Source organism: Planococcus glaciei (genome assembly GCF_900099655.1).
Classification (GTDB): domain Bacteria; phylum Bacillota; class Bacilli; order Bacillales_A; family Planococcaceae; genus Planococcus; species Planococcus glaciei.
The window spans coordinates 268,200-281,227 of record NZ_FNDC01000002.1 but is presented as its reverse complement, the minus strand read 5'-3'; the positions used below and the strand labels follow the sequence as shown (position 1 = coordinate 281,227).

General features: G+C 48.1%; 13 protein-coding genes. 2 read left to right on the top strand and 11 right to left on the bottom strand.

The window, feature by feature from the left end; translation table 11 throughout:
* Nucleotides 1–15: 15 nt before the first annotated feature.
* From BLQ32_RS04745 to murB, 4 genes are all read right to left on the bottom strand, one after another.
* A complete protein-coding gene (locus BLQ32_RS04745) occupies nucleotides 16–345 on the bottom strand; it encodes a fluoride efflux transporter FluC (RefSeq protein ID WP_074509313.1) in 330 nt (109 codons plus the stop codon).
* The gene (locus tag BLQ32_RS04740; protein ID WP_074509312.1) at nucleotides 342–695 is read right to left on the bottom strand and encodes a fluoride efflux transporter FluC; all 354 of its coding nucleotides are present in this window, start codon (nucleotides 693–695) and stop codon (nucleotides 342–344) included. The genes BLQ32_RS04745 and BLQ32_RS04740 overlap by 4 nt, the downstream gene beginning before the upstream one ends.
* Nucleotides 696–730: 35 nt before the next feature.
* On the bottom strand, nucleotides 731–3,097 hold the full coding sequence (locus BLQ32_RS04735) for a penicillin acylase family protein (RefSeq protein ID WP_074509311.1): 2,367 nt from the start codon (nucleotides 3,095–3,097) through the stop codon (nucleotides 731–733).
* Between the two features lie 143 nt (nucleotides 3,098–3,240).
* Nucleotides 3,241–4,158 carry a UDP-N-acetylmuramate dehydrogenase gene (murB, locus tag BLQ32_RS04730; protein WP_036807526.1) on the bottom strand — a complete coding sequence of 306 codons (918 nt, stop codon included), beginning with the start codon at nucleotides 4,156–4,158 and terminating at the stop codon, nucleotides 3,241–3,243.
* Nucleotides 4,159–4,358: 200 nt separating this feature from the next.
* Here murB and BLQ32_RS04725 point away from each other — a divergent pair, with 200 nt between their 5' ends.
* On the top strand, nucleotides 4,359–4,880 hold the full coding sequence (locus tag BLQ32_RS04725; RefSeq protein WP_036807529.1) for a YceI family protein: 522 nt from the start codon (nucleotides 4,359–4,361) through the stop codon (nucleotides 4,878–4,880).
* Nucleotides 4,881–5,057: 177 nt separating this feature from the next.
* Here the strand turns inward: BLQ32_RS04725 and BLQ32_RS04720 are convergent, their stop codons facing one another.
* The 4 genes from BLQ32_RS04720 to BLQ32_RS04705 all read right to left on the bottom strand — a co-directional run bounded on the left by BLQ32_RS04720 (nucleotide 5,058) and on the right by BLQ32_RS04705 (nucleotide 9,419).
* Nucleotides 5,058–6,611: an FAD-dependent oxidoreductase gene (locus BLQ32_RS04720; RefSeq protein WP_053166025.1), complete on the bottom strand. Its 1,554-nt coding sequence runs from the start codon at nucleotides 6,609–6,611 to the stop codon at nucleotides 5,058–5,060.
* A gap of 111 nt (nucleotides 6,612–6,722) precedes the next feature.
* On the bottom strand, nucleotides 6,723–7,352 hold the full coding sequence (locus BLQ32_RS04715) for an FMN-dependent NADH-azoreductase (protein WP_053166026.1): 630 nt from the start codon (nucleotides 7,350–7,352) through the stop codon (nucleotides 6,723–6,725).
* A gap of 95 nt (nucleotides 7,353–7,447) precedes the next feature.
* Nucleotides 7,448–8,155, bottom strand: a complete 708-nt coding sequence (locus BLQ32_RS04710; protein WP_053166027.1) for a DsbA family oxidoreductase — start codon at nucleotides 8,153–8,155, stop codon at nucleotides 7,448–7,450.
* Nucleotides 8,156–8,492: 337 nt separating this feature from the next.
* The gene (locus BLQ32_RS04705) at nucleotides 8,493–9,419 is read right to left on the bottom strand and encodes a manganese-dependent inorganic pyrophosphatase (protein ID WP_036807541.1); all 927 of its coding nucleotides are present in this window, start codon (nucleotides 9,417–9,419) and stop codon (nucleotides 8,493–8,495) included.
* Nucleotides 9,420–9,795: 376 nt separating this feature from the next.
* Here BLQ32_RS04705 and BLQ32_RS04700 point away from each other — a divergent pair, with 376 nt between their 5' ends.
* The gene (locus BLQ32_RS04700) at nucleotides 9,796–10,593 is read left to right on the top strand and encodes a GNAT family N-acetyltransferase (protein WP_036807544.1); all 798 of its coding nucleotides are present in this window, start codon (nucleotides 9,796–9,798) and stop codon (nucleotides 10,591–10,593) included.
* A gap of 39 nt (nucleotides 10,594–10,632) precedes the next feature.
* Here the strand turns inward: BLQ32_RS04700 and BLQ32_RS04695 are convergent, their stop codons facing one another.
* From BLQ32_RS04695 to BLQ32_RS04685, 3 genes are all read right to left on the bottom strand, one after another.
* On the bottom strand, nucleotides 10,633–11,928 hold the full coding sequence (locus BLQ32_RS04695; protein ID WP_074509310.1) for an arsenic transporter: 1,296 nt from the start codon (nucleotides 11,926–11,928) through the stop codon (nucleotides 10,633–10,635).
* 12 nt (nucleotides 11,929–11,940) lie between these two features.
* Complete coding sequence (locus BLQ32_RS04690) at nucleotides 11,941–12,270, bottom strand: ArsR/SmtB family transcription factor (RefSeq protein WP_036807550.1); 330 nt, start codon at nucleotides 12,268–12,270, stop codon at nucleotides 11,941–11,943.
* Between the two features lie 221 nt (nucleotides 12,271–12,491).
* Nucleotides 12,492–13,013: a type 1 glutamine amidotransferase domain-containing protein gene (locus BLQ32_RS04685; RefSeq protein WP_036807556.1), complete on the bottom strand. Its 522-nt coding sequence runs from the start codon at nucleotides 13,011–13,013 to the stop codon at nucleotides 12,492–12,494.
* Nucleotides 13,014–13,028: the final 15 nt, after the last annotated feature.

Genomic DNA, 13,028 nt, shown 5'->3' with positions numbered 1-13,028 from the left:
GGCCAACTCCTTTTTCTATAGCCAAGTGTATGCCGCACCGAACAAGACGATTCCGGTAAGCAAGGTGAGCACCAAATAGCTGATTCCCTGAAGCCATTTGCGGTCTTCAAAATCTTTTACGGCATCCAATGCCATTGTGGAAAAGGTGGTGAACGCTCCGAGAAATCCCGTCAGCCAGAAAGCCGAATGGTTTCCCGAGCCAATTAGCGCCCCCATTGCGAACGACCCGGCGCTATTGACAAACCAGGTGGCGAGTTTTGGGTGCTTTGCCCGGCTTTCTGCCAGCCAGTAAAATCCGTAGCGCGCCATGGCGCCGAAAAATCCGCCTACTGCTACTGCAATCATCGGACATCCCGCTTTCTGCCAAGCGCTAATCCTGCAGCAGCAGCCATTATGGAAGCCGCAGTCATGGCTACAGCAAACACTATCCCCTGCCAAAAGGACGTTTCCAGCAAGTGAAACCAGTCAGCGGAAAAAGCAGAGAAGGTTGTAAAAGAACCGATCAGGCCGGTTGATAGAAATAACCGGAATTCAGCTGATTTGTGCGAAAAACGGGCGGCCATCCAGCCAATCAGCAAACTGCCGAAAAGATTGACCATCCATAACCCCATGCTTGAGGGTACGATTGCATAAACACCGGCCCGGAGCAGGGAGCCCACCATCCCGCCGAAGCCGACCGCTAAAAGTCGTTTCAAGAAAACCGCCCCATATCGTTTTCTCCCAGTATAACTCAATCAGCCGTTAAAATTAATGTGCTTCCTTCCACCTCTTCTTTGATTTCCGTTTCGTGGTAATCTCCTTTTGCCCAATCATTCACTTGGTTATGGAAATAATCCGATTTCATATGGCCGCTGAGCCCCGGCCCGACAATATGGTAAGCACTCGACAAATCGCTGAGATCTGCCACAAACCTCCAGGAAGCCCCGTGGTCGACATTGCCTTCGGCATCAAAGGCAGCCGCCTGGACTGTGATATTCGAACCGCCGATCGGCACCGGATCCGGATTCAAGAATTGCCCAAGCACCGGAGAAGCACCCGCTATTGGATGCGGGAACGTCAATTGATGGTCGTCTCCCCATTTCCAATCGTTAAAATCTTTGCCGAATTCTTCTTCAATTTCACCCAAACTTGTTTTGAGCGCATCGGCCAGCCATTTCCCTGTGCCGCCGTATTCTGTAACCCATTCACCTTCCTCGCCGCTGAACGATTCCCGCATCATCTGGTCGGTGATGTGGTTTTTCCCGGGCAGCAATTCGTAGACATCTTCAGGGAAATCTTTCGCCAGCATCGTTTTCGGCAGTTGCTTCATCCATTTGTGGAACACAAGCGGCGCTGCTTGGTCCTTGCTGTCGACTTGGTCCCACTTCTTCATCATTTCGAACAAGTCATTGTATTCGTCCGTTTCCCCTTCCACAGCTGCCATCATGCCATCCAGAAATTCAGCCGCGTATAAATTCTTCTGGTCCATCTGAAGCGCCATCATGTCCTCCGGCGTTAAATCGTCCGAAGCTTCCAGCACTTCCGCAATGCGTTCATAACGGTAGGGCTGCGCCCAGAAATCCGTGATGTGGTAAGGATAGGAATCATCGACCACTTCGTTGTTCGCTGTGGCAATAAACCCACTTTCCGGATTCACCGCCTTCGGCAATTCATCAAACGGCACATATCCTTCCCAGCCATAATCGGCTGAATCGCCCGGCACCGGCAGCTGGCCATCTCCGGATTTGCGCAGCGGAATGCGTCCATTCGCTTTGTAGGCAATCGTGCCGTCCGTCGAAGCGAACACAAAGTTCTGGGCAGGCGCCTGGAAATCTTCCAGTGCCGTTTCGAACTCTTCCCAGTTGGACGCTTTATTGAAACTCAGCACGGCCTGCAATTCAAGCGTCGGCTCAAGTGCGGTCCACTGCATTGAGAACAGGGCTTCCGGGTCTTCTTCTTTGTACAGCACATTTGAAATGATCGGGCCGTGGCGGGTAACGACCACCTCGAAGTCTTCGGTTTCCCCGTCTTTTACTCGGATGGGTTCATCCCGTACTTCCGCCTGCTCCCATTCCCCTTCATAGCGGAACTGCGTCGGATCATCCGGATTCGGTGTTTCAATGTAGAGATCCTGCACATCCGGCCCGACATTCGTCACGCCCCAGGCAATTTGTTCGTTGTGCCCGAGAATAATGCCTGGAATGCCGGCAAAGATGACGCCGCTGACATTTTGCTCAGGCGATTCCAAATGCATCTGATACCAGATGGACGGCGTGCTGAGCCCAAGGTGCGGATCGTCCGCGAGCAGCGGTTTTCCGCTTTCGGTTTTATCTCCTGACACCACCCAGTTGTTGCTGCCGTTGAATTCAGGCGGAATGACCGACGCATCGAATTGACCCGCGACTTTCACCGGCTGCTCCAAATTCGCTTCGATGATGGACGGCGCATTTTCCGGATACTTGATAAACAATTCCCGCGCCTTTTCTTCCGGGAACTCATTGAGCGCCCAGTGGCGTATCGCAAGCGTCGACCAGTTGCCGCCGAGGTCATATGCCATGAATTTGCCGATCGTCAAGGAATCCACCGGCGTCCACTCTTCCGGTTCATACCCGAGCAGCGCAAATTCGTAGCTCAACGTCCCTTCTTCTTTCGCTTCTTCCATATACGCATTGACGCCGTCCGCGTACCATTCAAGCACTTGCTTGGCTTCGTCGTTGTAGCCATCCCATGATTTTTCAGCCGCATCGCGCAAGCTGAATGTCCGGAAGAATTTGTCTGTATCGACAGCTCCTGCCCCCACCACTTCCGCTAAACGGCCGCTTGCCTGACGGCGCGACAAATCCATTTGGAACATCCGGTCCTGTGCTTGCACATAGCCCTGTGCCCGGTACAGGTCTGCGTCTGAATCGGCTTCGATATGCGGCACACCGATTTCATCGCGCGTAACTTTTACGTCCCCATCCAGTATGGCCACCGCACTTTTGCCTTCGATGACCGGACTCGACTTGCCTATGTAAACGTTTACAAAAACTAGCGCCGCAACTGCCAGCACCAGCAAAACCCCGACTGTTCCCAATACCCATTTCAGCCACTTTCTGTTCTTCGGCTTTTTCCCCACTTGTGTTCCCCCTCGTATCCATTGTGTAGTTTGTCCCCTTATATCTTTTCGACTGCATGCAAAGAAATTCCTTTAATAGGAAAATGAAAAGTGTATTTCTGCATAGAAAAAAGCGATGGCCCAATTAAGGGCACATCGCTTTTTTAAATAGAATCTTCTCCGACAATCTTAACTTCCAGTTCCAAGTCAATGCCGAATTTTTCAAAGACAGCGGTTTTGACCATTTCAATCGTCTGGATGTAATCATTCGCCGTCGCATTGTTTTTGTTGACGATAAAACCGGCATGTTTTGTCGAAACTTCCGCTCCGCCAAAGCCTTTGCCTTGAAGTCCGCTTTCCTGGATCAGTTTGCCGGCAAAATTGCCCGGCGGCCGTTTAAAGACACTGCCTGCTGAAGGAAACTCAAGCGGCTGCTTGGTTTCGCGCTGAATCGTCAAGTCGCTCATTTTTGCATCGATGGCTGCCTGTTTGCCGAACTCCAACGAAAATTCAGCTGACAAGACGTAATAGCCTTTTTTGATAATGATGCTTTTCCGGTAGCCCAGCTCCAGATCTTCTTTTGACAGCACCAGTTTTTCCCCTTCACGGGTCAAGACAGTCGCCTGGCGGATAATGTCTTTGATTTCTCCGCCGTATGCGCCAGCGTTCATCGCCATAGCGCCGCCGATAGAACCCGGGATGCCGCAGGCGAATTCAAAGCCTGTCAGCCGGTTGGCCGCTGCTATTTTGGAAACTTCCTTGATATTGGCGCCGCCTTGCGCATAAACAGATGTGCCTTCAATGCGGACTGTGCGCAGGCTCTTCAAGTTCAAGACAATTCCACGGACGCCTCCGTCACGGACGACCATATTCGAACCATTGCCAAGCAACAGCAGCGGTATTTTATTTTCGTATGCATATTTAACTGCATAAGCAGTTTCATCTTCGGTTGTAGGGGTTACAAAAATATCAGCTGGCCCACCCATTCGTGTTAATGTATGTAAGTGTAGCGGTTCATCCATTTTCACGTGATCATCAGCCAAAAAGCGGCGTAAATCACTTAACCATTGTTCTTTCGTCATTTAAAGCAAATCCCTTCTAACTTTTCGCTTCTATTAGTATCCGATTTTATTGTTGATTTGACAAGTGATAGCCGCATCTTCCGTTCTAAAGACCGATAAAATAATATCTTGAATTCGAGAATTATTAATTGAAACCTATTGACTTTGAGATTTTATGCCGGTATAGTAAAAGTAGATAGAATATTTAGGAGGAATTATACATGAAAAAATGGACAATCGACGCAGCTCACTCTGAAATCGGCTTCTCAGTAAAACACATGATGATCTCTAAAGTAAAAGGCTCTTTCACTTCATTCGACGCGGAAGTTGAAGCGAACGAAGAAGACCTAAACGGCGCTTTGATCGATTTTAAAATCGACGTAGCAAGCATTAACACAAACAACACAGACCGCGACAACCACTTGCGTTCTGCTGATTTCTTTGATGCTGAGTCTCACCCGCATATCACATTCAAAGCAAACGACATCACGAAAAAAGATGATGAATATGAATTGACCGGCGACCTTACCATTAAAGGCATCACCCGCCCTGCTACTTTTGAAGTAGAATACGGCGGAAAAGGCACGAACCCATGGGGCGTAGAAGTTGTAGCTTTCAGCGCGGAAGGCAAAGTAAACCGCAAAGATTTCGGCCTTACATGGAACCAAGCGCTTGAAACAGGCGGCGTAATGGTCGGCGAAGACATCAAGATTTCATTGGAACTGGAAGCAAATCCTGCATAATAACACGAAAAGTGGAAGCGCCTGTTCAGCTCTGAAAGGCATAAGAAAGTTCAGCGAAGTGGCGCTCTTTGCCACACAGCTCGGCTGGCTTATGTCCCGAGGAGCTAGGCGCTGCAGCTGGACATGAAAAGCGGAACCAAAAAAGCAGTGCGGAGAAATCTCTCCGCACTGCTTTTTTTAATATTCCTGCTCGATTTTCTTTAGCGGTTTGACAGCTGGCCCATCCAGCACTTCGCCCGTATAAGAAAAACGCGAGCCGTGGCATGGGCAGTCCCAGGAACGTTCAGCGTCGTTCCAATGGGTTTCACAGCCCATATGGGTACATGCTGTATCGACCAGATGCACCTGGCCATATTTGTCTTTATAGCCTCCGGCTTTGCCTTTGCCGTATTTCACTAAGCCGCCTTCGTCTTTCCCTAATGTTTCGACCGTTTTGGACGGCATTTTCAATTTCCCTTTGACCAATTCCTTGGCCACGCCGCCATTGTCTTTCAAGAAACTCAGCGCATCGACCGCTTTCATCTTCGTCCGCGTCGGATCATACAGGTCTGCATAAGGGTTCGGATTTCCAAGAATTTGGTCTGACAGCATCATAGCCGCTACAGCCCCGTTCGACATGCCCCATTTATGGAAGCCTGTCGCGACCAGAATATTGTCGTAGCCTGCAGTGATGGTGCCGACATACGGCACTTTATCAAGCGTGGTCATATCCTGTGCCGACCAGCGGTATGGAATTTCGCGGATGCCAAAATACTTTTCGCCGAACTTCTCGAGGTTTTTGTAGTGCTCCATGGTCGGCGATTTGCTTTTGCCGGTCGCGTGGCCGTCGCCGCCAATCAGCAGGAGTTTTTCGCCGTTTTCATCTGTTGCGTAGCGAATGGAACGCGATGGCATATCTGCACTGATGTACATGCCTTCCGGAACTTTCCCAGTCGTACGGGCTCCAATAACATAAGAACGATTTACATTGAGCCGCGTAAAGTAAAAGCCGTCTGAACTATTGAACGGGTAATGGGTGGCGACAATCACTTTATTGCAGGAAAGATGAGACATGTTTTCCGTCTGGATCACCGGGTCGTTTTTACTCAAAATCTTGACGGCACGGGTTTGTTCATAAATCTTGCCGCCGAGGCGCTCGATTTCACTGACCAACTTCGCCAAAAATTTGACCGGATGGAACTGTGCCTGGTTGCGCATGACAAGCGCTTCCTGCACTTCAAATGGCAGTTCCACTTCTTCTTTCGCCAAACCGCCGTTGATCCCTAACTGCTCGTAAGCTTCCGCTTCTTTTTGGACCAGCTTGGCCCCAATGGCTGTATTGGCATAGATAAAGGCATTTTGATGCGAAAAGTCGCAGTCGATGCCAAGTTCAGAAGCCGTTTCTTCGATGTAGTTCAACCCGGCCATATTGGCGTCATAATACTGGCGCGCTTTTTCCTGCCCCATAATTTTAATGAGCGGGAAGTAAAATACGCCATGCTGGGCCGTAATTTTTGCGGTCGTGTAGCCTGTCACGCCATCAATCAGCTTGCCGGCGTCGATTAACGTCACTTTGCGCCCTGCTTTTGCCAGCAGGTAAGCACTGATGACTCCGACAATCCCGCCGCCTATGATTCCAATATCCGTGGACTCGTTTCCTTGCAGCGCAGGGTAACTTGGCACATTCTTATACTCTCTCCAATAAGACTTCTGCTCGTCCGGAACTTGCGTGATATTTTCTTCTTGCCGCATGCTGTCCCTCCTCTAAGGTTTTACTAAATGTGTACCCTGTCACCCCAATTCTTAACCTACAAGAAAAGCCCGAAAGCGGATTTCGCTTTCGGGCTTTCGGGAAAAATTCAATTAAGCTCTTACGCCTTGAAGAGAGCGAGCTGCTTGTTTTACGCGCTCCATGCCTTCTTCAATAATGGCAGGTGCTGCTTCTGGATCAGCTGCATGCCCTTCGATGATGACTTCGTTGATGTCCTGGATGCCAAAGAAGTTCATGATGTTGCGGATATAAGTAACACTCATTTCAGCAGGCGCTGCTTCCGGTGTTGAGTAAACGCCGCCGCGTGCATTCAAAATGATGACTTTCTTTTCCGGAACCAAACCAACCGGGCCATTCTCAGTATATTTAAACGTCATGCCTGCGCGGTAAATGTAATCAATAAATGTTTGCAACGCTGCAGGAATCGTCATGTTCCATAACGGGAAAGCAAATACGACAACGTCCGCTTCCATGAAAGCGTCCATTGCTTTAGCAGAAGCAGTCAAAATGCGCTGTTCTGTTTCAGTCATCGCTTCAGCTTGAGCTGATTTTTGCATGGCATTGAAGAAGTCCTGGCCGAAATACGGCATATCTTCTTCAAATACGTCAAAGGTTTGGATGTTTAACCCTTTATCAATTTCATTCATAAATACTTCGTGCATTTTGCTGGAAATACCTTCAGTAGCCGGGCGGTTATTTGCTTTTACAACTAATACATTCATCTTAATACAAAACTCCTCTTATGCTATTTTTACAATTCTCGATTTCAAGACATTATTATCTTACCAAAAAGCAGAGTGGAAATCCACCTCTCTGCTCACATGTCACAAGAGTCTCCTGTGCAATATGTGGTTTCTTTTCTTCCCAACGGTTTTAAAGCCGGACGAATGCCTTCTTCTTCCCCAATTTGGATAAGCGCATCCACGAATGCTTCTACCGGCTGGGCGCCGGAGATGGCGTATTTTCGGTTGATAACGAAAAACGGTACACCTTGCACGCCGATTTGGCGGGCTTCCTCAATATCGGTCTGTACTTCAGCTGTAAAGCGTTCCGAAGCTAGAATTGCTTGTGCGTCTTCCCGCGGAAGTTCCACTTTCTCAGCAAGGTCCAACAACACTTCGGAATTCCCAACATTCTTGGCCTCAATAAAATAAGCATGGAGCAATTGTTCTGTCAGTTCGGCATCTTTATCTAAACTTTCCGCCCATTTTACCAAACGGTGAGCGGCAAATGTATTGGCTTCCACCATGCCATCAAATTTATATTCAAGGCCCACAGTGCGTGCATGCTCTGCTACACCTTTAGTCATTTCTTTCGCTTGTTCGACTGTCTTCCCCATTTTTTTAGCCAATGATTCGTAAGTTGGAACCGTCGAATCCACCGGTGTATTCGGGTCTAATTGGTAGGCTTTGAATGAAATGTCTGCTTGGCTTTCATAGCCTGATCTCTTCAAAGCTTGTTCCAGTGTTCGTTTGCCTATGTAACAAAATGGGCACACATAATCTGACCAAATCTCTATTTTCATTTTATCCACCTCTTGGCATTAACTATAACAACGAAAACAGCAAGCCTCAATTTTTTTGCTTATACAAAGAAAAGCGGAAGCGCTTGTGCAGGTGCGACAGGCATAAGCCAGACTGGCGAAGTGGCGTCCTCTGCCACATAGCTAGGCCGGCTTATGACCCCGAGCATCTAGGCGCTGCAGCTGGACACTAGGAAAAGCACAAGCGGCCGTCCAGCCCCGGCAAGCGCTGGAAGCCTGGCCGGTAATGGTGTTCTGTGCCATTGCTGGAACGGTTGAAGCGACTCGAGGGGCTGGGCGCTGGAGCTGGACAAAAAGAAAAACTGACTCCTTAAAGGAGTCAGCTAAGCGCTTCGGTGATGACCGGAACAATTTGTTTTTTGCGCGATACGACACCCGGCAAAAGAACGCGGTTGTCAACAACGCTCGATTTGAACGCACCTTCGATGATGTCTGCTCTTCTGCCCAGAACGATGGCGACAGAGTTGTTGTTCAAAATATCGGTTACGACGAACGCAAACAAGTCCAGCCCTTTTTCAGCGATGATTTGCTGCATCAATACTTCCAGCTCTTTTTGGCGGGTAATGACGTCGTTCACATCAATGGCATTTACTTGAGCCACTTCAAAACGGTGGTCGCCTGCTTCGAATTCTTTGGAATCCAAAGACATCAAATCTTCCAATGTTTTATTGCTTAAATCGGCTCCAGCTTTCAGCATAGCCAGACCGTATTCTTCTGCATCCACTTTTGCAATTTCAGCCAGTTCACGCGCCGCTGCAATGTCTTGCGGCGTGCAAGTCGGAGATTTGAAAAGAAGTGAATCTGAAATGATGGCGGACAGCATCAGCCCGGCAATATTCGCTGGAATTTCCACGCCGTTTTCCTTGAACAACTTCAGCAGGATGGTCGTTGTGCAGCCTACGGGCTCCGCGCGGAAATAAAGCGGATCGGTTGTTTCAAAATTAGCGATCCGGTGATGGTCAATCACTTCGATGACCTGGACATCTCCGATATCTTCCGCACTTTGCTGGCGTTCGTTGTGGTCGACAAGGATGACCTGCGACACTTCTTCCGATACGCGTTCAACAAGGCGCGGCTGTTCAAAAGCGAATTTCTCCAGTGCATAAAGGGTTTCGTTGTTTAACTCACCTAAACGGATCGGCTCTGCCTGCATTCCGATCTCATTTTTTAAATAAGCATATGAAATGGCCGAGCAAATAGAATCCGTGTCTGGATTCTTATGACCGAATACAAAAACGTTTGACATGTTATAGCCTCCTGAATAAAGTTGGTTTCCGTGATAATTTTAACACAACTCTGCGTGTTGCCGAAATACAATGAGGCATGTGCTGGAAAAATGGCAAAAGCTGCAAAGCTTTTTGGCAGAAGCTCGATGTTGCTCTTTTGTTTCGGCAGAAAGATATGGAAGTTCCAGTTTATTAAATAGTCTGACAATACAGCATCTCATTCGAATTAAAGGACTAATATACTATAAAAATAGAAATTTAAGATATTATCTACTCATCAATTTCCAGCATTAAAAAAAGTTTTTAGAAAATAGAAATAATTATATACATTTTAATAGGACAAATGGTATAATTCCCATAACCAATCCATTGTGTTTCAAAAAAGGAGCGAATTTAATGACCATAATTCTGGAAAAAAAATACATTCCGCTTGCCGATTATTTTGCATCAGCTTCCGCTTCCAAAATTACTTTGTCTTTTAATGAAATTGAACAGATTATGGGTCAACAATTGCCGAATGCCGCCTATTTGAACAAAAGCTGGTGGAAAAAAACGAAACCGCCCGCTAAGCATTTTCATGCGTGGATGGACGCCGGTTATCATGTCAGCGAGATTATCACCAACCGCTACGTCACCTTTGAACGGACGGACAGTTCCGGCGCCCATAACGCCAACGCTGGCAACGAAGATGTCTTGCTCATCCGGGCTGCGGAACATGGCGATGCCCGCTCCCTTGTCTCGCTGCAGCGCCAAGTCGAATCAGAATCCGAGTTTATGCTGTATGGACAAAACGAACGGGTCCAGTCGACGCAAAGCATGCGCAAGCAGATCATCGACTGGAAGCAAAAAGGCCATTCTGCCATCTTCATCGCCATCTTGAACGGCGAACACGTCGGCTATTTGATGCTTATCGGAAATGACGCCAAACGGGCGGCTCACCGGGCAGCCCTGATTCTGGGAGTTCAGAAAAGCGCACAAAACAAAGGCATCGCCACGTCACTGCTGCAAAAAGCCGAAGAATGGTCGGCCGCTAAAGGCGTCACCCGGCTGGAGTTGACGGTGGTCGAAGAAAACAACGCCGCCCGCAAACTTTATGATAAATCAGGCTACGAAAAAGAAGGCGTCCGCAAAAAATCATTGATAATCGATGACAAACCGTACGATGAACTTTATATGGCGAAGTTTCTGGATTAAAAAAAAGCTCGCAGCCGCGAGCTTTTTTGATTTGGCTTATTAATTTAAAATAATCAGCCATAAATAAAGGCCGGTTAATGTAATAAACAAAGTCGGCAAGGTTAAAATGATGCCGATCTTGAAATAATAGCCCCAGCTGATTGTAACCCCTTTGGCTTTCAAGACATGAAGCCATAACAGCGTAGCTAAAGAGCCAATCGGCGTAATCTTCGGTCCAAGGTCCGAACCGATGACGTTGGCATAAATCAGCGCCTCCCGCACCACCCCGGTCGTATTGGTTTCAGCAATGGCGAGCGCATCGATCATGACGGTCGGCATATTGTTCATGACCGATGACAAGATGGCCGCGATAAAGCCCATGCCAATTGTCGCTGCATACAAGCCGTGGCTAGAAGTCCATTCGATCGCTGCCGCCAAAACGGAGGTCAAGCCGGCATTGCGCAATCCATAAACGACTACATACATCCCGATGGAGAAAAAGACGATATTCCAAGGAGCGCCTTTCAAGACTGCTTTTGTATGGACCGATTCGCTTCTGCGTGAAATGGCCAAAAACAGAATGGCAACGATGCCGGCAATGAACGATACCGGGATGCCAAATGGGCTGCTGACGAAATAGCCGACCAGCAGAATGCCCAGGACTGCCCAGGAAAGGCGGAACAATTTCAAATCCTTAATTGCTGATGCCGGCGCCTTCAAAGCACTGGCATCAAATCTTTTCGGTATGTCTTTTCGGAAATACAAATACAAGACGAGCATGCTCGCAAGGATGCTGAACAAATTGGGAACAATCATATGCAGGGCATACTCGGTAAAACCGATGCCGAAAAAGTCGGCCGATACGATATTGACCAGGTTGCTGACCACAAACGGCAATGACGCCGTATCTGCGATAAACCCGGACGCCATGATGAACGGCAAAATCATGGCATCTTTAAACTTCAATGCCCGTACCATTGCCAGCACAATCGGCGTCAGGATGAGTGCTGCTCCGTCGTTCGCAAACAACGCCGCTACAATGGCGCCGAGCACGATGACCAGGAAAAACATCCGCAAGCCGCTGCCTTTGGCAAAACGCGCCATATGTAAGGCGGCCCATTCAAAAAAGCCGATTTCATCAAGAATCAATGAAATGATAATCAGCGCCACAAACGTCAATGTGGCGTTCCAGACGATGCCGGTCACATCCCACACATCTCCGAAGTCGACGACTCCAACAAGCAGCGCCACAACAGCTCCGCCGACCGCCGACCAGCCGATCGACAAATTGCGCGGCTGTGCAATAACCAAAAATAATGTAACAATAAATATAAATCCTGCTAACCAAACTTCCACGGTTCCCTCTCCTTAATTACAAACTACTTTTTTCCCTTCGGCCACCAAAGTTTCAATCGTCCGTTCCGGTTCCGGAAGAAGACTCAATAAATGAATCAGTATCGGATATTGCGGATGGCGCACATTTAACGCCCAAATGGTCCAGCGGCCCCGCTTTTCTTCCGTAACGAGTTCTGCCTGCTTCAATTTGCGCATATGCTGGCTGATGGCCGGCTGCGTCATGTCCAAAAGCTCGGTAAATTCGCAAATGCACAGCGAATCCTTCGACAGATATTTTAAGATCAGCATCCGGTTGTGGTCACTGATCGCCTTTAAATACGATTCCATTTGAAGATAATCCATGTTTTCACCTTCTTCGGCTTAGTCTTGCTTATTATATAAGTGTTTGCTTATTGATTCAAGAGGCGATTGAACGGAATCGGGATTTATTCGGCTACTCTTTATTCAACAGATTTTGCAGCCCAAAATAAAAGACTTCACACGAACCCCATCAATTCATTTGCAGCTTTTTTCAGCACAAAAAACCCCGGCAGCGAACCTGCCGGGGTTTCTCATCTTTTAGATTAAGCTAATTGTTCAAGAACGCGAAGCGCTTCACGGTTGAATGCCGGAATGTCGTCAGGCTGGCGGCTCGTTACCAATTGGTCCTGGCATACAGCCACTTCTTCATCGACAAGTTTTGCGCCGGCATATTCCATATCCACATGAATGGATTTGTAGCCCGTTGCTTTGCGGCCTTCCAACGCTTTCGCAGTGATCAATAATTGCGGTCCATGGCAAATGGCAAAGACCGGTTTTTTGGCATCCATGAATGCTTTCGTGAATGCGACAAAGCGGTCATCCGCACGCAATTGGTCCGGTGAAAATCCTCCTGGAAGGAATAACGCATCGTATTCGTCCGGATTGACGTCATCGATTCCTTTATCGATGGTTACGACGGCTTCGCCTTGCTTGCCCGTCACTTCTTTGCCGGCTTCTTTCTCAATCGTAAAGACTTCATGGCCTGCATCGTTGAATGCTTTCGATGGATCCGTATATTCTACATCCTCAAACATATCTGTAATTAATGTTGCAATTTTTGCCACTATCTTTCACTCCTT